Consider the following 19,445-nt stretch of genomic DNA (forward strand, 5'->3'; position numbering starts at 1 on the left):
ATCGTAGTTAATTTCGTTGGCTCGGGTGCCAGAATGTCACGCGCTTTTCGACCAAAGCCATCAAGCCATAAAAGGCCGATCCGACAATCGCCGCCACCACAATCTCGGCCCAGACCAGATCAAGCGCAAGCTGTCCGACGGATGTCGAAATGCGAAAGCCCATGCCTTTGACCGGAGAGCCGAAAAATTCAGCAACGATCGCCCCGATCAACGCCAGCGTTGTCCCGATCTTGAGCCCGTTAAACACAAACGGCATTGCCGCAGGCAACCGCAGCTTCAGCAGGGTCTTCCAATAACCCGCCGCATAGGTCCGCATCAGGTCGCGCTGCATCGCATCCGTTGATTGCAATCCCTGCACAGTATTCACCAACATCGGAAAGAACACCATGACCACAACAACCGCCGCTTTGGATTGCCAGTCAAACCCGAACCACATCACCAGAATGGGCGCCATCCCGATCACCGGCAGGGCGGCGACAAAATTGCCCACCGGCAACAGGCCGCGTTGCAGGAATGGAAACCGGTCGATGGCCACCGCAATCAGAAACGCAGAGCCGCATCCAATGATATAGCCCGAAAGGGCACCTTTGAGGACAGTTTGTACAAAGTCGACCCATAGGATCGCGGTAGACGAAGCAAAGCGCACCGCGATGACGCTCGGCGCGGGCAGCAAGACCTGATTGATTTCAAAGCCGTTCACGACCCCTTCCCAGACCGCGATCAAAGTGATGCCAAACACAATGGGTGAGGCCAGCCCAGTGAGCCGCGATGGCGGACGCCGCGCTAGCCAGACATTGAGCATCCAACCCACAATCCACGCGACCACTGCAAAGATAAGCCAGCCCATCACGCCATCCCCATCCGTTTCAGCGTGACCCGCTGAATGATCCCGATGATACCAACAAGGCTCGCCGCCAAGGCCGCCGCCATCAGCAGGGCCGACCAGATCTGGATCGTCTGTCCATAGTAGCTGCCTGCCAGCAGCCTTGCGCCCAATCCGGCGACAGCCCCCGTGGGCAATTCACCCACAATGGCTCCAACCAACGAGGCCGCCATGCCGATCTTGAGCGATGTAAACAAATAAGGCATCGACGCAGGCAAGCGCAGCTTCCAGAACGTTTGGGATTTGCTGGCAAACCAAGTGCGCATCTGATCCAGTTGCATCTGATCCGGGCTGCGCAGCCCTTTCACCATACCAACAACCACCGGGAAGAACGACAGATACATCGAAATCATCGCCTTGGGCAAAAGCCCCGAAATGCCAACGGCGTTCAGCACCACGATGATCATCGGTGCAATCGCCAGAATGGGGATGGTCTGCGAGGCAATGACCCAGGGCATCACGCTCATATCCATGGTGCGGTTGTAGACAATGCCAACCGCCAACAAAATGCCAAGCCCGGTGCCCATTACAAAGCCCAGCAAAGTTGCGCTGAGTGTCACCCAGGAATGATAGATCAACGATCGTTTGGAGGTGATCTTCTTCTCGACCGTGGTTTTCCAAATCTCTTTGCCCACCTGATGCGGTGCCGGCAGCTTGGGTTTCTCTTGTGACCATGTATCGGCCACAAGGGTCGAGGTGGTCAAAACCTCACCGCTGCGCGTCGCCTTGTCATAGGCCCAAGGTGCATTCAGCCAAACCGCAGCCGCATACCACATCACCAGCAAAAACCCGACAACGCTCAAAACAGGAACAACAGATCGCCTCATGCGCCGCCCTCCTGCTTCATTTGGCTAAAAAAACTCATCCGTCCTGCCTGCGCGCGCTGTGCGTCAATCATCTTGATGCCCCGCCCGCAGCCCTTCGCGCACCCGGTGCGCCACTTCGAGAAACTCTGGTGTGTCGCGAATGTCCAAAGGGCGATCCTTGGGCAGCGGGCTGTCAATCACATCCGTGATCCGCCCCGGACGTGGTGACATCACCACGATCTTCGTGCTCAGATAGACCGCCTCGGGGATTGAATGGGTGACAAAGGCGATGGTCTTGCCCGTCCGTTCCCACAGATGCAGCAATTGCTCATTCAGGTGATCGCGCACGATCTCATCCAACGCGCCAAACGGCTCATCCATCAACAGAATGTCCGCATCAAAACTCAACGCCCGCGCAATCGAGGCACGCTGCTGCATGCCGCCCGACAATTGCCATGGGAATTTCTTTTCAAAACCGGCAAGTTCAACAAGCTCCAGAACCCGGTTCACCCGCTCGGCCTGTTCTGATTTGGGAACGCCCATGATCTCAAGCGGCAGCCGGATGTTGCCACCGATTGTTCGCCAAGGGTAAAGGCCCGCCGCTTGAAACACATACCCATAGGCCCGCTGGCGGCGCGCCTCTTCGGGGCTGACACCATTCACCGTCACCGTGCCGCCCGTCGGTTGCTCCAGATCCGCCATGACCCGCAGAAACGTGGTCTTGCCACAGCCTGACGGGCCAATGAACGATACAAAATCGCCGTCCTTTATCTCAAGGTTCACGTCTTTCAACGCATGGACCGGCCCGTCATTGGTTTGAAAGGTCAGGTCTAGGTTTCTGGCGCTGATCACGCTCTGCTTTTCAGTCACTTCATGTCCCTCGCAAAGGGGCAGCGCCCGGCCACCCCTTTTGAATGTCTTGTCCTATCAGATACCCGCCGGAATGTTCAGCGGGTCTCGTTTGATCATCTTCGGGCTGGTCAGCGCCTTCCACTTGCTCAGCGCCACATTGGCGCTTGGGAACGCCGGACGCGGGATAAACTTGCCTCGGCCTGGTTGTGGCTGGCTGTTTTGACCCCAGGCCCAGATCACATCACCGCGGCTGAGGGTGTAACGGGCGTTGGCCGTGACCTCAAACCCCTCGAAAACGTTATAATCCAAAATCGAATGGTGATTGGCCGGGCTGATCGTCTTGGTGATCTTGGGATCCCATACCACGATATCGGCGTCCGCCCCTTCGACAATGGCACCCTTGCGCGGATAGATGTTGAGGATTTTCGCCACATTGGTCGAGGTCGCGGCGACAAATTCATTTGGCGTCAGACGTCCGGTTTCCACACCCTCGGTCCAAAGCACACCAAGACGTTCCTCAAGCCCGTTAGACCCGTTTGGAATGATCCGGAAATCATCACGCCCGGCGCGTTTCTGTTCGGTATTGAACGCCGCGTGATCCGTGGCCACCACTTGCAAGCTGCCCGCCTGCAACCCGGCCCACAGACTGTCCTGATGGTCTTTGGACCGGAACGGGGGCGACATCACCCGCCGCGCGGCATGGTCCCAATCCTTGTTGAAATATTCGCTCTCGTCCAAGGTCAGGAACTGGATCAGTGGTTCACCATAAACCCGCATCCCCTTCTGCCGTGCGCGGCGGATCGCCTCGTGGGTCTGCTCGCAGGACACATGCACGATGTACAAGGGCACACCTGCCGTATCGGCAATGGTGATCGCGCGGTTCGCCGCTTCGCCCTCAAGCTCAGGTGGACGGGAATAGGCATGACCCTCCGGGCCGGTGATCCCCTGATCGAAATACTTCTGCTGCAACTCGGCGACCAGATCACCGTTCTCGGCATGTACCATCGGCAATGCACCCAGTTCGGCACAGCGCTTGAAAGAGGCGAACATCTCATCGTCCTCGATCATCAATGCGCCTTTGTAGGCCATGAAGTGTTTGAAAGAATTGACCCCCATATCCACGGCATCTTTCATCTCGTTAAAGACATTCTCGTCCCAACCCGTGATCGCCATGTGATAGCCGACATCAGAACAGATCTGCGGCGCCGACTTGCGATGCCACTCGTTGATCGCATTCTTGATCGACCCATCCGCGCCGGGCAGGCAAAAATCAACCACCATGGTTGTCCCGCCGCAGGCCGCCGCCCATGTTCCGGTCTCGAATGTCTCTGCCGCAGTGGTGCCCATAAAGGGCATTTCCAAATGGGTGTGCGGATCGATGCCGCCGGGGATCACATAGGCGCCCTCGGCGTCGATGTATTCGTCCCCCTTGAGATCTTCACCGATCTGCTTGATCGTTTCTCCCTCGATCAGCACATCCGCTTTCCACGTCCGGTCTGCCGTGCACACCATTCCGCCTTTGATCACCTTGCTCATCGTCTTTCTCCCATCTTCTTTCTTTTTGGCCCCAAAATACTCCGGGGTTTGGGGCAGCGCCCCAAGTCAAACCGATCCAAAACACCCCAGCGCGGGCCCATGCACACCGATATCCAGAGGCCCAAAATCGCTTTCCACACACAGCGAGAAATATCCCGCCTTGGGCAGATAGACCACCCGGTAGGTGCCATCGCCTCGGCTGACGGACCAACAGCGCTGGGTCAGGCCGCCTGAAAAGTTCACGGTGACCTCGGCGGGCGTGCACCGAAGCGCCGCAAAGTCCTGCGCGGTGCGTCTCAGCACGTCGTCCTGACTTTTCGCGGCCGCGTCCAGTTCGGCATCCAGCAAAGTATCAATCCGCTGTGCGGCTGATGGCTGTTGGTCGTTGCCCGTCATCGCCGGAATTTTTGAAAATTCCGGCCCGATCTTTTCAAAAAGATCGGCGTCCGTGTCACCCCACAACCTCCGCTGTTTCTACCACTGCATGCAGCAACACATCCGCCCCGGCCATCGCCCACTCCCTGGAGATTTCCTCGGCCTCATTGTGGCTCAGACCATCAACACACGGGCACATAACCATCGCAGTGGGCGCAACGCGGTTGATCCAGCAAGCATCATGCCCCGCACCTGAGATTAGGTTCATATGTGAATAACCCAAACGCTCTGCCGCATTGCGCACCGCTGTTACACAGCCGTCATCAAAGGCCACCGGATCAAATCCGCCAACTTTCTCAAATTCGATCTGCAACCCCATGTCATCTGCAATCTTCTGCCCCTCAACACGCAACCGCGCCTCCATGTCTTCGATCACGTTCAATTCGGGCGACCGGAAATCAACCGTAAACACCACTTTGCCGGGGATCACGTTACGCGAGTTGGGATAGACATCGATATGCCCTGCCGCGCCCACCGCATGAGGCGCGTGGGACCATGCAATCTCATCCACCTTGTCCAGAATGCGCGCCATGCCCAGCCCTGCGTTCTTGCGCATCGGCATCGGGGTTGAACCAGTGTGACTGTCCTTGCCGTGGATCGTCACTTGCGTCCAGCTCAGACCCTGCCCATGCGTGACAACTCCGATGTCCTTGCCCTCAGCCTCAAGGATCGGGCCTTGCTCGATGTGCAACTCGAAAAACGCATGCATCTTGCGGGCACCGGTCTCTTCTTCGCCGCGCCAGCCAATCCGTTTGAGTTCATCGCCAAATTTCTTGCCCTCGGCATCTTCGCGGTCATACGCCCAGTCTTGCGTATGAATGCCCGCAAACACCCCCGATGACAGCATCGCGGGGGCATAGCGTGTGCCCTCTTCATTGGTAAAGTTGGTCACAACAATTGGATGTTTGGTTTTGATCCCCAGATCATTCATCGTGCGCAGAATTTCCAGCCCGCCCAGAACGCCCAACACACCATCATATTTGCCGCCCGTTGGCTGGGTGTCCAAATGGCTGCCCACATAGACAGGCAGCGCATCGGGATCGGTGCCTTCGCGGCGGGCAAACATATTGCCCATCTGATCCAGACCCATGGTGCAGCCTGCATCCTCACACCATTTTTGGAACAATGCCCGGCCTTCGCCATCCTCGTCGGTGACCGTCTGGCGATTGTTACCTCCCGCCACACCCGGCCCGATCTTGGCCATTTCCATCAGGCTGTCCCACAAACGATCAGGGTTGATCTTTAGGTTTTCTCCGGGGGCTGGCATGGGCGGGCTCCTTGATCGGCTAGCATCAGAAATTTTACCATTTGGTAAATCCACGATTGCGTCTACCATGTTCCCTGTCAAGAACTGGTTTTACATAGAAAGCCCGTATAGAGGTAAGATGCCTTTTTTTGCGGCAACAACAAGGATTTCGCCACGGTGCCTGATACGAAAAAGCCAAGTCGCATTCAAATGCGCAATCGCCGCGTTATTCTTGATGCCGCTCTGGATGTATTTTCCCGCCACGGCTATCGCGGTGCGACCCTTGACCAAATCGCGACAGAGGCCGGGCTAAGCAAGCCGAACATCCTGTATTATTTTAACGGCAAGGAAGAGATTCACGTCACCTTGCTGAGCCAGCTGATGGAAACCTGGTTGGATCCTTTGGTCGAGATGGACGCAGGCGGCGACCCGCTGGATGAAATCCTGGCCTATGTGCAGCGCAAGCTGGACATGACCCGCGATTTACCCCGCGAAAGCCGGCTCTTTGCCAATGAAATTCTGCAAGGTGCGCCGCGAATGGGCTCGCAATTGCATGATGGCCTCAAACCGTTGTTTGACGAAAAATGCGCGGTGATTACAGGCTGGGTCGCTGCGGGGAAACTGGCGCCGGTTGATCCGCGGCATCTGCTGTTCTCGATCTGGGCCACAACCCAGCACTACGCTGATTTCGAAGTCCAGGTGGATACCCTTTTGGGGGGCGGCGCCGAGGTGTTTGACGGCGCTGCCGCACATCTAGAGACCTTGTTCCGCAAGTTACTGACCCCGTAAACACTTGATTAACTGCAATTGCGACTGATCTGCCGCCTTAAGCTGCCATTTACACATTTGGCCCAAGGTGAATGCGGGTGGCGGGCTCCTCTTGATCAAGATCGGAGCACAGCATGAGTTCTATCTTACTTTCCAATCCGTTTGTCACACAGGCGCCTCCGCCCGGTGTTGCGGCAGAAACCACCAGCGTTCCCGTAATCGCGCCGACCATCGCCGCCTCGCAGGGGCGTGCGGCGGGCAACAGCACCGGTTTTTCCGGATCGGGCAACAGTGGCACAAGCGATCAAGGCGCAAACGTCGCGCTGTTTCGCAAGATGACCAACGGCGCGTTCCCCCGCCCGGCCGATGCGACCCGAAGTTCGGTTGTCGCGGCACAAACCCAAACAGAAAAACCGGCACCTTTGCCCGGTGCCGGCCTTCCCGAAGTGTCGATGCCTGACCCGCTGCCGACCTCGCCCTTTCTTAAGAAAGGATAAGGTCAACAGGTCGGGAGGAGCTGTTATTCTGCCGCGTTGGCGGCAGGGTTGTTGGGATGGGTTGTCCAATTGGCATAGTCCGGCTGGACAACTTTTCCTGTCCGCGGATCAGTCTCGCCCGGTGCCATGGCCTCCATCGTGATGCAGTCTTCGACCGGGCAAACATTGACGCACAGGTTGCAGGCCACGCATTCCTCGTCGATCACAGTAAAGGTGCGATCCTCGGACATAGCAATCGCCTGATGCGAGGTGTCTTCGCAGGCGGCAAAACAACGCCCGCAGGAAATGCACAGATCCTGATCAATCTTCGCCTTTGCGATGTAGTTCAGGTTCAACTGGTTCCAGTCGGTCACATTCGGCACCGCGCGGCCAACAATTTCGTCAACCGACGTGATGCCCTTGCTGTCCATATAATCGCTCAGACCTGAGATCATTTCCTGCACGATCTTGAAGCCATAGGTCATCGCCGCGGTGCAGACCTGCACATTGCCAGCCCCCAAAGCGAGGAATTCGGCCGCGTCTTTCCATGTTGTGACCCCGCCAATGCCGCTGATTGGCAGGCCTTGCAGGCCCGGATCACGCGCAATTTCCGCCACCATGTTCAGGGCGATGGGTTTGACCGCAGGTCCGCAATAGCCGCCATGGGCACCTTTGCCGTCGATGGTCGGTTCTGGCGCAAAGAGATCCAGATCAACAGATGTGATCGAATTGATCGTGTTGATCAGGCTCACCGCATCCGCGCCGCCGCGCTTGGCCGCTTCGGCGGGTTTGCGCACGTCGGTGATGTTTGGCGTCAGTTTCACGATTACCGGCATCCGCGTGTTCGCTTTGACCCAACGGGTGACCATTTCGATGTATTCCGGCACCTGCCCCACGGCCGATCCCATGCCCCGTTCGCTCATCCCATGCGGGCAGCCAAAGTTCAGTTCGACCCCATCTGCGCCGGTTTCTTCGACACGCGGCAAGATCATCTTCCACGGCTCTTCCTCACAAGGCACCATGAGCGAGACAATCATCGCTTGGGCAGGGTAGTCGCGCTTGACCTCTTTGATCTCGTCCAGATTGGTCTGCAACGGACGGTCGGTGATCAGCTCAATGTTGTTCAGCCCCAAAAGCCGGCGGTCCGCACCATAGATCGCGCCATAACGCGGGCCATTAACGTTGACCACATGTGGGTCTAACCCAAGGGTTTTCCACACCACACCGCCCCAGCCCGCATCAAAGGCGCGGCGCACGTTGTACGCTTTGTCCGTCGGCGGCGCAGAGGCCAGCCAGAACGGGTTTGGGGATTTGATCCCGATGAAATTGCTTGTCAGATCAGCCATTCTTCACTCTCCCGTTGGGTGGGGTTCAACCCACCAACACCCCATGCATATCCATTGCCGCATCACGGCCCTCGGCCACAGCGGTCACCGTCAGGTCATCGCCGCCAGATGCGCAATCGCCCCCGGCCCAGACACCGTCCAGCGACGTGCGCCCCGTGCCATCCACTTTGATCTTGCGGCCATCCAGTTCTGGCAGGTCATCCCCTTCAAGGGTCTGGCCGATTGCCTTGAACACCTGATCCGCAGCAAGGCGCAGCGTCTGGCCCGTGCCGTTCATGTCTTCGTCAACATATTCAAATTCGATCTCGCGCACCGCGCCATTGCCATGCACCGCCTTTGGCACCGCATGGGTTACGATCCGCACCCCCTTGGACGCGGCCAGATCCTGTTCAAAGGCACTGGCATTCATCCGGTCACGGCCACGGCGATAAACCAACGTGACATTCAACGCGCCCAGCAGCTTGGCCTGTACGGCGGCATCTACGGCAGTCATACCGCCGCCGATCACCACAACATCACGGCCAATAGGCACCGTTGCAAAATCGCTGGCTTGCCGCAGATCGGCGATGAAATCCACCGCATCTGTCACGCCGCCCTTATCCTCGCCCTCTGCGCCCAGCGCGTTAACGCCGCCCAGACCAATCCCGAGGAACACCGCGTCATACGCATCGCGCAGACCTTGCAGGGTGATCCCCTGCCCCAGTTTGGCATCATGTTGCAGCGTGATCCCGCCAATCTTCAGCAGCCAATCCACCTCGCCCTGCGCAAACCCATCCGGCGTCTTGTAGGCCGCGATCCCGTATTCATTGAGCCCGCCGGGCTTGGGCCGCGCGTCGTGCACCACGACATCATGCCCCATCATCGCCAAACGGTGCGCCGCCGATAGGCCCGCAGGCCCCGCGCCCACGACCGCCACTTTCTTGCCCGTGGCCGCACCGCGTTCAAACGGATGTATACCCTGCTCTTGCAAATGGTCGGTTGCATAGCGCTGCAACTGACCAATCAAAACAGGCTTGCCCTCCGCCAATTCCCGCACGCAGGCCTCTTCACAAAGCGTTTCTGTCGGACAAACGCGCGCGCACATACCGCCCATGATGTTCTGGCTCAGGATCGTTTTGGCGGCCGCATCAGGCGTGCCAGTGGCGATCTGGCGGATGAACAGCGGAATATCAATATCCGTCGGACAGGCCGTGATGCAGGGCGCATCATGGCAGAAATAGCAGCGGTCGGCCGCCACCAACGCCTCATGCGCATCAAGCGGCGGATGCAAATCCGAAAACTGCGCTTCGTAACTCTCTTGATCCAACCTGCCCGGTTTGATCCCTTCGGCAAAAACGTCTGATGACATCTGGTACACCCCTGAATGACCTGATTTTTCAAAACGGTCTCACGGATTCATTTTTTTATCAACTGGTAAAATTATTGCAGCGGCAAGAAATTGGTCTCCCGACCGTTACTGCACAGTCTTTGGGCGAAACACAAAGGCCGCTATTTCCGCGTTGTCTGTCAAATATTGGCTCTTGCGGCCCAAGCCCGCGCGGGCAAACTGATCTCGCCTCCACTGTCCAGTTGCCGTGCAAGCGCGGCTTTCAACGCATCGCGGTGATCCGGATCCAGACTTCCACAAAAGCCCGGCGCGGGACCGGCCCCCATGGTGAAGGGTTTCCAGAACGCCTCAAAATCCGGGAAAACTGTTGCGATTTCAATGGGGGCGACCTCAGGTTGCGCAAGCCCCGCTTCGGAGCAAAGATCCCGCAAGCCTGATCGCGTGCAAAACGGAAACCGTGCGCTTTCGTTCAGTTCAGTGGCAGCGGGATCAACCTCTGCTGCGGCGGTCCAGAAGGCATCAATGAACCCCATACCGCCGCCGGGATAGTCCCAAACATAAAACGACAACAGCCCACCAGGCCGCAGGACACGTTGGATCTCGTGCAGCGCAGCCGGCCTTTCGGGGACGAAATTCAACACCAAGGCTGAGGTGACAACATCAACACTGGCGTCCGCCGCAGGCAAATTCTGCGCCTGCGCCTGACCAAATGCGGCACGTGGATCGGCAATTTCCTTTTGCGCATGCTTCACAAAATCTTCGGATTGATCCGTGGCGAGGACTGATTTCGGATCTGCTTTGGCCAGTATTGCATTGGTCAGCGCCCCTGTGCCGCACCCGATCTCAAGCCAGTCAACTTGCGCTGGTGGTTTGAGCCATTCCAGATAGGAAGACGCAATTTTTCGACTCCAGCGCCCCATGTAATGCTCATAACTGTCCCCCATGCTCCACGCGTCATGTTTGCTGTCTGATGGCATTTTAGGTCCCTTTCCATAGCGATGTTGCTAGAGTGCGTGGCAGCATGCGCCTCAAACAGGGAATTTCAAAATGATATTTGACCGGGAACTTATCTCAAACGGCAACCCAATGGAAAAGATCGTCGGCTTTAGCCGCGCTGTGCGAGTCGGGCCTTTCATATCTGTCGGTGGCACCGCACCGGTTGGGGCAGACGGCAAAACCGTTGGCGTTGGCGATGTTGGCGCCCAAACGCGTCAATGTATCGAGATCATCAAACAAGCGTTGGAGCAGGCAGGATCAGGGCTACATGACGTGGTGCGCACACGGGTCATCCTGACCAATATTGACGATTGGAAAGCCGCCATTGATGTGCGCAAAGAGTACTTTGTTGATGTGCGTCCGGTGGACACGATCATGGCTGTAGACCGGTTCGTAAACCCCGAATGGCTGGTTGAGCTGGAGGCCGATGCGATCATCGGCGGCTGGGGCGGCGCGGGCTAGGCCCCGGACCAATCCACACCCTCGGCCTTTTCAATACGCAGTTGGCCGTCAGGCCACGGCACCATAAGGTTGTGGACATCGGATGCATCGCCCTGCAACCAAAGAGCAATATCGCTTGGCCCCAACAGTACACCCATGCGGTGATGGATCGGTTCAACATCTGCGTTTGGCGGGCAGGTCACCGTGGCGACCTGTTCCACCGTTACGCCGCCGGGGCCATTCCATACGTCGGTGATCGCCGCGAAAAACAGCAATCCACCGTCCCTTGGCGCGATGCGCCATGCGGTTTTCTTGCGTTTCTCACCGGTCCATTCGTACCAGCCATTCACCGGCACAACCGCCCGTCCCGTACCTTCATAGGCGGATTTATCAAAAACGGTTTCGGACCGGGCGTTGATCAACGTTTCCATCACCGGACGCCCCCGCGCATTGACCCGGCCCACCGGAATGATCCCCCACCGCATACGCGACAACCCAAGAGCCGTGACGCACAACAGCTCTTGCCCCGGTGCGATATTATGGCGGGGCGGCTCGCTCTCAAACGCAGATGTATCGGCGCCCAAAACATCGCGTAATTCAGAGACCGGCGATGTCAAAAACAGGCGTCCGGGCATCGGTTAGCCCTCAATCTGGTTGATCAGCTGCAACAGCTCTGGCCCGAACCGCGCAACAATCATCGCCACGCCCTCGGCATTGGGATGCACGCCATCACCCTGGAACAGTGCACGATAGGCGCTGAGGTCTTCGCTTTCCTGCTCCTCGGTCAGCCCCGCAAAGAAGCTGTCGAGATAGAGGGTGTCAAAGTCTTTGGCCAGATCTGGGTAGATCCCCTCAAAGTCGGCTTTGTAGTCTTCGCCATAGTTCCCCGGCGCTTGCATGCCGACCAGCAGAACCTCGACCTCTGCCACCTGGGCCGCAGTGAGGATACCTGTCAGATTGTGCCGCGCCTGTTCCGATGGCAACCCGCGCAGCACGTCATTGCCGCCCAGCGCCACGATCATTCCGTCCACATCCGGCGTCAGCGTCCAATCCACCCGCGCCAATCCGCCAGCCGTGGTATCGCCGGACACTCCGGCATTGATCAACCGCACCTCTGCGCCGTTGGCATCCAGCCAGGCTTGCAACTGCGGCACAAACCCCTGTTCGGCAGGCAATCCATACCCTTGGGTCAAACTGTCGCCCAACGCGGCAATAACCACCTCATCGGCTTGCGCAATTCCTGCGAAACTGACCACAATTCCAATCATTACCTTGCGCATTTCAAACTGACCTCCATATCCAGCAGATACCTAATTAAAGGCGGCCCTATGACAGACCTCGTGTTCCAGCTTAAAGATGTGGCTTTTTCGCTCAGAGGCAATGCCGGACAGGTCGATATCCTGCGCGGAATTTCCCTTAAGGTCCACAGCGGCGAAAGCGTTGCATTGGTTGGTCCCTCAGGGTCTGGCAAATCATCCTTGTTGATGGTCATGGGCGGGCTGGAGCAGGCCACAGGCGGCACGGTCGAGGCTTTGGGCCAGAACCTTAGCACGATGGACGAGGATGCGCTGGCGCGGTTCCGGCAGGGGCGCATGGGCATTGTGTTTCAATCCTTTCACCTCATCCCGACCATGACCGCGTTGGAAAATGTCGCCACGCCGTTGGAGATTTCTGGTCAGACGGATGCCTTTGACCGGGCGCGAGAGGCGTTGGGGGCGGTCGGCCTTGGCCACCGCGTTGATCACTACCCCGCACAGCTTTCAGGCGGCGAGCAACAGCGCGTTGCCCTTGCGCGGGCCTGTGCGCCGCGCCCGGCTATTTTGTTGGCCGATGAACCCACCGGCAATCTGGACAGCACCAATGGCAGCGCCATTATGGATCTGCTGTTCGAGATGCGCGACACCTACGGGGCCACGCTGGTGTTGGTGACCCATGATCCGGCGCTAGCAGAACGTTGTGATCGGTCCGTGGCTCTCGCCGATGGAAAAATCGCATGAGCCTGTCCCTCGCCAGCCGCTTTGCCCGCCGTGAAATGCGCGGCGGCCTCAAAGGGTTTCGCCTGTTTCTGGCCTGTCTTGCACTTGGCGTGGCCGCAATTGCCGCTGTCGGATCGGTCCGCGCCGCTATTGAGGCAGGTTTGCAACGGGAGGGCGCGGCCCTCTTGGGCGGCGCGGCAGAGCTGGATTTTACTTACCGGTTTGCAACGGAAGAGGAACAGGACTGGATCGCGACCCGCGCCACATCTGTATCCGAAATTGTTGAATTTCGGTCCATGGCAGTGGTGGGCGACGAACGGGCGCTGACGCAGATCAAAGGTGTTGATGATGCCTATCCATTGGTCGGGCAGATGGTGCTCGACCCCGCGATGCCGCTGGATGCGGCACTGGCGGATCGTGGCGGCAATCCCGGTGCGGTGATGGAACGGGCGCTGTCGGATCGGCTTGGCATTGCGGCAGGTGACACGTTCAAGCTAGGCAGCAAAGCCTATCATCTATCCGCTTTGATTGTTCGAGAGCCTGACAGCGCCGCCAGCGGTTTTGCCCTCGGGCCACGCACCCTATTGCGCCGAGAAGCGCTGGAGGGGTCCGGCCTTCTGGGCCCGGGCACGTTGTTCAACTCCAAATACCGGCTGACCTTGCCGCAGGGCACTGACCTTGACGGGCTGAAGACCGCCGCCTTGGAACAGTTTGAAAACAGTGGCATGCGCTGGACAGATGCCCGGAACGGCGCACCCGGCGTGGCCCGTTTTGTCAAACGTCTTGGGGCATTTTTGGTGCTTGTCGGGCTGTCCGGTCTGGCGGTGGGCGGCGTTGGTGTGTCGGCGGCTGTGCGGTCCTATCTGAATGGCAAGACAGGTGTGATTGCCACCCTGCGAGCCTTGGGCGCAGATCGCGCGACAATTTTCCAAACCTATTTTCTCCAGATCGGTATCCTGTCGATTTTGGGCGTTACCATTGGCGTCATCCTCGGTGCGGTCGCGCCAATGCTGCTGTCGCCGCTGATCGAGGCGCGTCTTCCGGTGCCTGCCCGGTTTGCCTTTTATCCGCTCCCGCTGATTGAGGCCGCGATCTATGGCTTGCTGACGGCGCTGGCTTTTACCCTCTGGCCACTGGCCCGCAGCGAGGACGTACGGGCCGCCACGCTGTTTCGGGACGCATGGCAAGGCGCACGGCGCCTGCCTGCGCCGCGATATCTGGCGGTGATCGGGCTGATTGTTGCGACGCTGGTGGGGCTGGCGGCGTGGTTCAACGGGTCGTGGATGCTGACGCTTTGGACATTGGGCGGCATTGCTGGGGCCTTGGTCTTGCTGGTTCTCGCGGCGGGTCTGCTGCGCCTGCTGTCGCGCCGGGCGGCGCGGTTGGCGCGGGGGCGTCCCCGCCTGCGATGGGCTCTTGCCGCGATCAGCGGTCAGGGCGAGGGGGCTGGCGCGGTTGTCCTATCATTGGGCCTTGGCCTGTCGGTTTTGGCCGCCGTGGGCCAGATCGACGGCAACCTGCGCAATGCGATCTCCGGCAATTTGCCGGAAGTGGCGCCATCCTATTTCTTTGTCGATATCCAGAAGGATCAAATCGGCGGCTATACCGAACGCTTGGAAAATGACCCTGCCGTCAGCCGCATCGACAGCGCGCCGATGTTGCGCGGTGTTATCACCAAGATCAACGGACAACCCGCTGACGAGGTTGCTGGCGATCACTGGGTTGTGCGCGGCGACCGCGGCGTGACCTACGCCGCAGCGCCTGACCCCGATGCCCGTCTCACCGCAGGATCGTGGTGGCCCGAAGATTATTCCGGTCCACCGCTGATCAGTTTTGCCACCGAAGAGGCCGAGGAAATTGGCCTGTCGTTGGGCGATACGCTGACCATCAATGTGCTGGGCCGCGATATCAAAGGCACCATCGCCAGCTTTCAGGAGGTCGATTTTTCCACCGCTGGCATCGGCTTTGTCCTGACGATGAACCCCGCCGCATTGTCCGGCGCACCGCATACGTTTATTTCAACCGTCTATGCCGAGGCAGAGGCGGAGGGCCAGATCCTGCGCGATCTGGCCAGCGCCTATCCCAACATCACTGCGATACGGGTGCGCGACGCGATTGACAGGGTCTCCGCCGTGCTGGCCGGTCTGGCCGCCGCCACGTCTTACGGCGCTTTGGCAACGCTTTTGACCGGTTTTCTGGTGCTGATCGGGGCTGCCGCCGCCGGGGCACAAGCCCGTACCTATGAGGCGGCCCTTCTCAAGACACTGGGTGCATCCCGCCGCGCCATTGCCGCCAGCTTTATGCTGCGCGCGGCCCTTTTGGGCGTGTTTGCAGGGGCGGTTGCCTTGCTCGCCGGGGTGCTTGGCGGCTGGGCGGTGAGCCGGTTTGTGATGGAAACCGACTTTACAATCATCTGGCCATCGGCCCTGATGATCATTGCAGGCGGCGTGTTGGCCACCGTCCTTGCCGGCCTTGGCTTTGCGCTGCGGTCCCTGAATGCCCGGCCCGCGCAGGTATTGCGTGCCCGTGAATAACAGCCGGATGTGACATGACCCAGGACTTGCCTGCCCCCCTGCCTCCCGCCTTGCGCCCCGCGCAGCAGCAGCACGTCCTGAACATTGTCCGCCGGGCCGCAAAGGCAGAAATCCTGCCACGCTTTCGCGCCTTGGCTGCGGCAGAGATCAGCAGCAAATCGCGCCCCGATGATCTGGTGACCACCGCCGATCTGCAGGCCGAGGCGATGATCACACGGGCGCTCAAGATCGCCTTTCCGGATGCCTTGGTGATCGGAGAGGAGGCCGTTGCCAAAGATCCGTCCTTGCTGGATGGGTTGGCCAATGCGCCGCTGGCGTTCATTATTGATCCGGTGGATGGCACGTGGAATTTTGCGCATGGGCTGGCGGTCTTTGGCGTAATCCTTGCGGTCACACAATTTGGCAAACCCGGTTTCGGGCTGATTTACGATCCACTTGCCGATGATTGGGCTATCGCAGACAGCGCCACGGGGCTTGCAGAGCTGCAAAAGGCCAACGGCAACAGCAGCCCCCTGAGGGTTGCGATGGGCAAGCAGATTGAGAACCTGTCAGGGTATATCCCGCTCAGTTTATTTGAAGGGCCGGTGTTGCGGCAGGTCGCGGCCACATTGCCAAGTTTTGCACGTGTGACCAGCCTGCGTTGTTCTGCCCATGAATATCGGATGGTCGCGCAGGGCCATGTGGATTTCCTGCTGACAGGAATGTTGCACCCGTGGGATCACGCCGCAGGGGCGTTGATCTGTGCGCAGGCCGGCGCTCATGTTGAGATGCTGGATGGCGGGCCCTATTCCGCTGCCCGCCGCAATGGTCATCTGCTGGTTGCGCCCGATCGCACCACATGGAACCGGCTGCGCAAGGTCTTTGATTTCCTTGTGGTGCAAGAACCAAGCGGCGCTTGACCGCTGCCGAAAACACAAAAGGCGGAGCGTTGAGCCCCGCCTTTTGCACTGTGTCAATCCCGCCAGATCATTCCGCCGCTTCGGCGTAATCCTCCATGGGCGGGCAGGTGCAGATCAAATTGCGGTCGCCATGCACGTTGTCAACGCGGTTGACCGGAGGCCAGTATTTGTCCACCCGGAACGCGCCCGGAGGGAAACAACCCTGTTCGCGGGTATAGGGACGGTCGCCCCATTCCAGCACCAGATCCTCAACCGTATGCGGCGCATTCTTGAGCGGATTGTTCTCGCGCGGCATGTCGCCTTTTTCAATCGCGTCAATCTCCGCACGGATCGCCAGCATCGCGTCACAGAACCGGTCCAGCTCTGCTTTGTTTTCGCTTTCGGTCGGCTCAACCATCAGCGTGCCAGCCACCGGCCAAGACATTGTTGGCGCGTGGAAGCCACAGTCGATCAGACGTTTGGCGATGTCATCCACCGTCACACCAGCGCTTTCGTCAAAGGGGCGGACATCAATGATGCATTCATGCGCCACGCGGCCTGATGGCCCTTTGTAAAGCACGTCATAGGCCCCTTCGAGCCGCTTGGCGATGTAGTTGGCATTCAGGATCGCAACGCGGGTGGCCTGGGTCAGCCCCTCACCGCCCATCATCAGGCAATAGGCCAATGAGATCGGCAACAGCGATGGCGAGCCGTATGGCGCCGCCGATACGGCGCTGCCGCCATCATTCGGATGGCCCGGCAGATGCGCAATCAGATGTTCCTTTACACCAATGGGGCCCATGCCGGGACCGCCGCCGCCATGCGGGATGCAGAAGGTCTTGTGCAGGTTCAGGTGGCTCACGTCACCGCCCAGATCACCGGGGCGGGACAGGCCCACCATGGCGTTCATATTGGCCCCGTCGATATAGACCTGACCGCCATGCTCATGGGTGATTTTGGTCACCTCGGTCACGGTTTCCTCAAACACACCATGTGTCGAGGGATAGGTGATCATGCAGCCGGCTAGGTTTTCGGCGTGCTGTGCGGCCTTGGCGCGGAAGTCATCCAGATCAATATCACCGTTGTCGGCAGATTTGATCGGCACAACCTTCCAGCCCACCATCTGCGCGGAGGCCGGATTGGTGCCATGGGCGCTCATCGGGATCAGACAGATATTGCGATGCCCCTCGCCGTTGGCGCGGTGATAGGCCGAAATCGTCAACAGACCCGCATATTCCCCCTGCGCGCCCGAATTTGGCTGCATGGAAATCGCGTCATAGCCGGTGATATCACAAAGCTTGGAGGACAGATCGTCGATCATCTCCTTATAGCCCAGCGCCTGATTGTCCGGCACAAATGGGTGCATCAGGGAAAACTCACGCCAGCTCACCGGCATCATTTCGGCGGCCGAGTTCAGCTTCATCGTGCAAGAGCCCAGCGGGATCATCGCCCGGTCCAGCGCCAGATCGCGATCCGCCAAACGGCGCATGTAGCGCATCATCTCGGTTTCGGCGCGGTTCATGTGGAAAATCGGATGGGTGAGGTATTCGGTCTGCCGGATCAGCTTTTCTGGCATGTGGTAATGCGGGGTGTAATCCTTGTCTGCACGGTCAATCCCAAAAGCCCGCCAAACCGCTTCAATGGTGACGGGTTTGCTGCGCTCATCCAGAGTGATACCAACCTTGGTATCGCCCACTTTGCGAAGGTTCACACCCTCTTCGACCGCTGATTTCATCACGGCCGACTGCAATGGGCCAACCTCAACAGTGATCGTGTCAAAGAATGTCGCAGGACGCACGTCAAAGCCCGCCTGTTTCAGCCCTTCGGCCAAACGCACGGTCTTGCGGTGGATGCGCTGCGCGATGGCCTTCAGGCCCTTTGGCCCATGGAACACAGCATACATCGACGCCATCACCGCCAACAAAGCCTGCGCAGTGCAAACGTTCGAGGTCGCCTTTTCGCGGCGAATGTGTTGTTCGCGGGTTTGCAAGGAAAGACGGTAGGCACGGTTGCCGTGTGCATCAATCGACACACCCACGATCCGGCCCGGCATGGAGCGTTTCATGGAATCTTTGCAGGCCATATAGGCGGCATGCGGGCCGCCGTATCCTTCGGGCACACCAAACCGCTGGGTTGTGCCAACAGCAATATCCGCGCCCATCTCCCCCGGTTCTTTGAGCAAGGTCAGGGACAAAGGATCAGCCGAAATAATCCCGACGCCCTTGTTCTCATGCAACGCAGCGATGTGGCTGGTGAAATCGCGCACATGGCCATAGGTGCCCGGATACTGGAAAATCGCGCCAAAAACCTTGTCCGCTTCCATCTTGTCCGGATCGCCGACGATGATCTCGATGCCCAAGGGGGCCGCGCGGGTTTTCATCACTGCGATGTTTTGCGGGTGGCAATCGTGATCGACAAAAAACGCGCTGACCTTAGCCTTGGACATCCGCTGCGCCATGGTCATTGCTTCGGCACAGGCGGTCGCCTCATCCAACAGCGAGGCATTGGCAACCTCAAGACCGGTCAGATCGCTGATCATGGTCTGGAAGTTCAACAGCGCCTCAAGCCGCCCTTGCGAAATTTCGGGCTGGTACGGCGTATAGGCCGTGTACCATGCCGGGTTCTCAAGGATGTTCCGCTGGATGGCCGGGGGCGTCACAGTGCCATGGTAGCCTTGCCCAATCAGGCTGGTCATCACCCTGTTCTTGGAGGCGGTCTTGCGCATATGCTCCAGCACCTCGCGCTCTGACATGGCCTTGCCGAAATCCAGCCCGCCTTTCATGCGGATGCCGCCCGGCAGGGTGTCATCAATCAGCGCATCAAGCGACTTGGCACCAACCGTGTCCAACATCTGCGTCATCTCTTCGGGTGACGGGCCGATGTGGCGGCGATTGGCAAAATCATACGGAAGATAATCGGTAGGCTTGAAGGTCATGGCACCCGCC

18 protein-coding genes are annotated in these 19,445 nt (G+C 58.8%); 6 read left to right on the forward strand and 12 right to left on the reverse strand.

From position 1 onward, the window contains the following. Positions 1–7 precede the first annotated feature (7 nt). The 6 genes from C8N31_RS11870 to C8N31_RS11895 form a co-directional block, all read right to left on the reverse strand. Positions 8–847: an ABC transporter permease gene (locus C8N31_RS11870; protein ID WP_025049571.1), complete on the reverse strand. Its 840-nt coding sequence runs from the start codon at positions 845–847 to the stop codon at positions 8–10. Continuing rightward, positions 847–1,710, reverse strand: a complete 864-nt coding sequence (locus C8N31_RS11875) for an ABC transporter permease (protein ID WP_025049570.1) — start codon at positions 1,708–1,710, stop codon at positions 847–849. Before C8N31_RS11875 ends, C8N31_RS11870 begins: the two co-directional genes overlap by 1 nt. 63 nt (positions 1,711–1,773) lie before the next feature. Continuing rightward, positions 1,774–2,541, reverse strand: coding sequence for an ABC transporter ATP-binding protein (locus C8N31_RS11880; protein ID WP_231013955.1), 768 nt, complete (start codon positions 2,539–2,541; stop codon positions 1,774–1,776). 75 nt (positions 2,542–2,616) lie between these two features. Continuing rightward, positions 2,617–4,077 carry a dihydropyrimidinase gene (hydA, locus tag C8N31_RS11885; protein WP_025049568.1) on the reverse strand — a complete coding sequence of 487 codons (1,461 nt, stop codon included), beginning with the start codon at positions 4,075–4,077 and terminating at the stop codon, positions 2,617–2,619. A 66-nt stretch (positions 4,078–4,143) separates the two neighbouring features. After that, positions 4,144–4,473, reverse strand: a complete 330-nt coding sequence (locus C8N31_RS11890; protein WP_146173133.1) for a hypothetical protein — start codon at positions 4,471–4,473, stop codon at positions 4,144–4,146. A 55-nt stretch (positions 4,474–4,528) separates the two neighbouring features. Continuing rightward, on the reverse strand, positions 4,529–5,779 hold the full coding sequence (locus tag C8N31_RS11895; RefSeq protein ID WP_025049566.1) for a Zn-dependent hydrolase: 1,251 nt from the start codon (positions 5,777–5,779) through the stop codon (positions 4,529–4,531). A gap of 189 nt (positions 5,780–5,968) precedes the next feature. On the opposite strand from C8N31_RS11895, the gene C8N31_RS11900 reads away from it, so the two are divergent. Together C8N31_RS11900 and C8N31_RS11905 are read left to right on the forward strand one after the other, a co-directional pair. Beyond that, entirely contained in the window at positions 5,969–6,547 is a 579-nt protein-coding gene (locus tag C8N31_RS11900) for a TetR family transcriptional regulator C-terminal domain-containing protein (RefSeq protein WP_107992373.1), read from the forward strand. Positions 6,548–6,660: 113 nt separating this feature from the next. Continuing rightward, complete coding sequence (locus C8N31_RS11905) at positions 6,661–7,023, forward strand: hypothetical protein (RefSeq protein WP_025049564.1); 363 nt, start codon at positions 6,661–6,663, stop codon at positions 7,021–7,023. Positions 7,024–7,046: 23 nt separating this feature from the next. Here C8N31_RS11905 and preA read toward each other — a convergent pair whose 3' ends face one another. From preA to C8N31_RS11920, 3 genes are all read right to left on the reverse strand, one after another. Next, a complete protein-coding gene (gene preA / locus C8N31_RS11910) occupies positions 7,047–8,348 on the reverse strand; it encodes an NAD-dependent dihydropyrimidine dehydrogenase subunit PreA (protein ID WP_025049563.1) in 1,302 nt (433 codons plus the stop codon). Between the two features lie 25 nt (positions 8,349–8,373). Then, positions 8,374–9,696 (reverse strand): NAD(P)-dependent oxidoreductase, encoded by a 1,323-nt coding sequence (locus tag C8N31_RS11915; RefSeq protein ID WP_025049562.1) that lies wholly within the window; start codon positions 9,694–9,696, stop codon positions 8,374–8,376. 158 nt (positions 9,697–9,854) lie between these two features. Beyond that, positions 9,855–10,652: a class I SAM-dependent methyltransferase gene (locus tag C8N31_RS11920; protein ID WP_025049561.1), complete on the reverse strand. Its 798-nt coding sequence runs from the start codon at positions 10,650–10,652 to the stop codon at positions 9,855–9,857. 70 nt (positions 10,653–10,722) lie between these two features. Here C8N31_RS11920 and C8N31_RS11925 point away from each other — a divergent pair, with 70 nt between their 5' ends. Next, complete coding sequence (locus C8N31_RS11925; RefSeq protein WP_025049560.1) at positions 10,723–11,133, forward strand: RidA family protein; 411 nt, start codon at positions 10,723–10,725, stop codon at positions 11,131–11,133. Here C8N31_RS11925 and C8N31_RS11930 read toward each other — a convergent pair. Further along, a complete protein-coding gene (locus C8N31_RS11930; protein WP_025049559.1) occupies positions 11,130–11,747 on the reverse strand; it encodes an SOS response-associated peptidase in 618 nt (205 codons plus the stop codon). The genes C8N31_RS11925 and C8N31_RS11930 overlap by 4 nt on opposite strands. Before the next feature lie 3 nt (positions 11,748–11,750). Next, on the reverse strand, positions 11,751–12,392 hold the full coding sequence (locus tag C8N31_RS11935; RefSeq protein WP_025049558.1) for an arylesterase: 642 nt from the start codon (positions 12,390–12,392) through the stop codon (positions 11,751–11,753). Positions 12,393–12,440: 48 nt separating this feature from the next. On the opposite strand from C8N31_RS11935, the gene C8N31_RS11940 reads away from it, so the two are divergent. Genes C8N31_RS11940 through C8N31_RS11950 form a run of 3 tightly spaced genes read left to right on the forward strand, consistent with a single transcriptional unit; the run spans position 12,441 to position 16,521 of the window. Then, positions 12,441–13,109, forward strand: a complete 669-nt coding sequence (locus tag C8N31_RS11940; RefSeq protein ID WP_025049557.1) for an ABC transporter ATP-binding protein — start codon at positions 12,441–12,443, stop codon at positions 13,107–13,109. After that, positions 13,106–15,622 (forward strand): ABC transporter permease, encoded by a 2,517-nt coding sequence (locus C8N31_RS11945; protein WP_025049556.1) that lies wholly within the window; start codon positions 13,106–13,108, stop codon positions 15,620–15,622. Before C8N31_RS11940 ends, C8N31_RS11945 begins: the two co-directional genes overlap by 4 nt. Before the next feature lie 14 nt (positions 15,623–15,636). Then, positions 15,637–16,521, forward strand: a complete 885-nt coding sequence (locus C8N31_RS11950; RefSeq protein ID WP_025049555.1) for an inositol monophosphatase family protein — start codon at positions 15,637–15,639, stop codon at positions 16,519–16,521. A 67-nt stretch (positions 16,522–16,588) separates the two neighbouring features. Here C8N31_RS11950 and gcvP read toward each other — a convergent pair whose 3' ends face one another. Then, positions 16,589–19,435 carry an aminomethyl-transferring glycine dehydrogenase gene (gene gcvP / locus C8N31_RS11955; protein WP_025049554.1) on the reverse strand — a complete coding sequence of 949 codons (2,847 nt, stop codon included), beginning with the start codon at positions 19,433–19,435 and terminating at the stop codon, positions 16,589–16,591. Positions 19,436–19,445 lie beyond the last annotated feature (10 nt).

The organism is Sulfitobacter mediterraneus (assembly GCF_003054325.1).
Lineage (GTDB): Bacteria > Pseudomonadota > Alphaproteobacteria > Rhodobacterales > Rhodobacteraceae > Sulfitobacter > Sulfitobacter mediterraneus.

Coding starts and splice junctions, on each gene's coding strand:
- gcvP (WP_025049554.1), bottom strand. CDS start 19,435: ATGACCTTCAAGCCTACCGATTATCTTCCGTATGATTTTGCCAATCGC.
- C8N31_RS11870 (WP_025049571.1), bottom strand. CDS start 847: ATGGGCTGGCTTATCTTTGCAGTGGTCGCGTGGATTGTGGGTTGGATG.
- C8N31_RS11915 (WP_025049562.1), bottom strand. CDS start 9,696: ATGTCATCAGACGTTTTTGCCGAAGGGATCAAACCGGGCAGGTTGGAT.
- C8N31_RS11905 (WP_025049564.1), top strand. CDS start 6,661: ATGAGTTCTATCTTACTTTCCAATCCGTTTGTCACACAGGCGCCTCCG.
- C8N31_RS11925 (WP_025049560.1), top strand. CDS start 10,723: ATGATATTTGACCGGGAACTTATCTCAAACGGCAACCCAATGGAAAAG.
- C8N31_RS11920 (WP_025049561.1), bottom strand. CDS start 10,652: ATGCCATCAGACAGCAAACATGACGCGTGGAGCATGGGGGACAGTTAT.
- C8N31_RS11900 (WP_107992373.1), top strand. CDS start 5,969: ATGCGCAATCGCCGCGTTATTCTTGATGCCGCTCTGGATGTATTTTCC.
- C8N31_RS11935 (WP_025049558.1), bottom strand. CDS start 12,392: ATGCGCAAGGTAATGATTGGAATTGTGGTCAGTTTCGCAGGAATTGCG.
- C8N31_RS11895 (WP_025049566.1), bottom strand. CDS start 5,779: ATGCCAGCCCCCGGAGAAAACCTAAAGATCAACCCTGATCGTTTGTGG.
- C8N31_RS11945 (WP_025049556.1), top strand. CDS start 13,106: ATGAGCCTGTCCCTCGCCAGCCGCTTTGCCCGCCGTGAAATGCGCGGC.
- hydA (WP_025049568.1), bottom strand. CDS start 4,077: ATGAGCAAGGTGATCAAAGGCGGAATGGTGTGCACGGCAGACCGGACG.
- C8N31_RS11950 (WP_025049555.1), top strand. CDS start 15,637: ATGACCCAGGACTTGCCTGCCCCCCTGCCTCCCGCCTTGCGCCCCGCG.
- C8N31_RS11890 (WP_146173133.1), bottom strand. CDS start 4,473: ATGACGGGCAACGACCAACAGCCATCAGCCGCACAGCGGATTGATACT.
- C8N31_RS11875 (WP_025049570.1), bottom strand. CDS start 1,710: ATGAGGCGATCTGTTGTTCCTGTTTTGAGCGTTGTCGGGTTTTTGCTG.
- C8N31_RS11940 (WP_025049557.1), top strand. CDS start 12,441: ATGACAGACCTCGTGTTCCAGCTTAAAGATGTGGCTTTTTCGCTCAGA.
- C8N31_RS11930 (WP_025049559.1), bottom strand. CDS start 11,747: ATGCCCGGACGCCTGTTTTTGACATCGCCGGTCTCTGAATTACGCGAT.
- preA (WP_025049563.1), bottom strand. CDS start 8,348: ATGGCTGATCTGACAAGCAATTTCATCGGGATCAAATCCCCAAACCCG.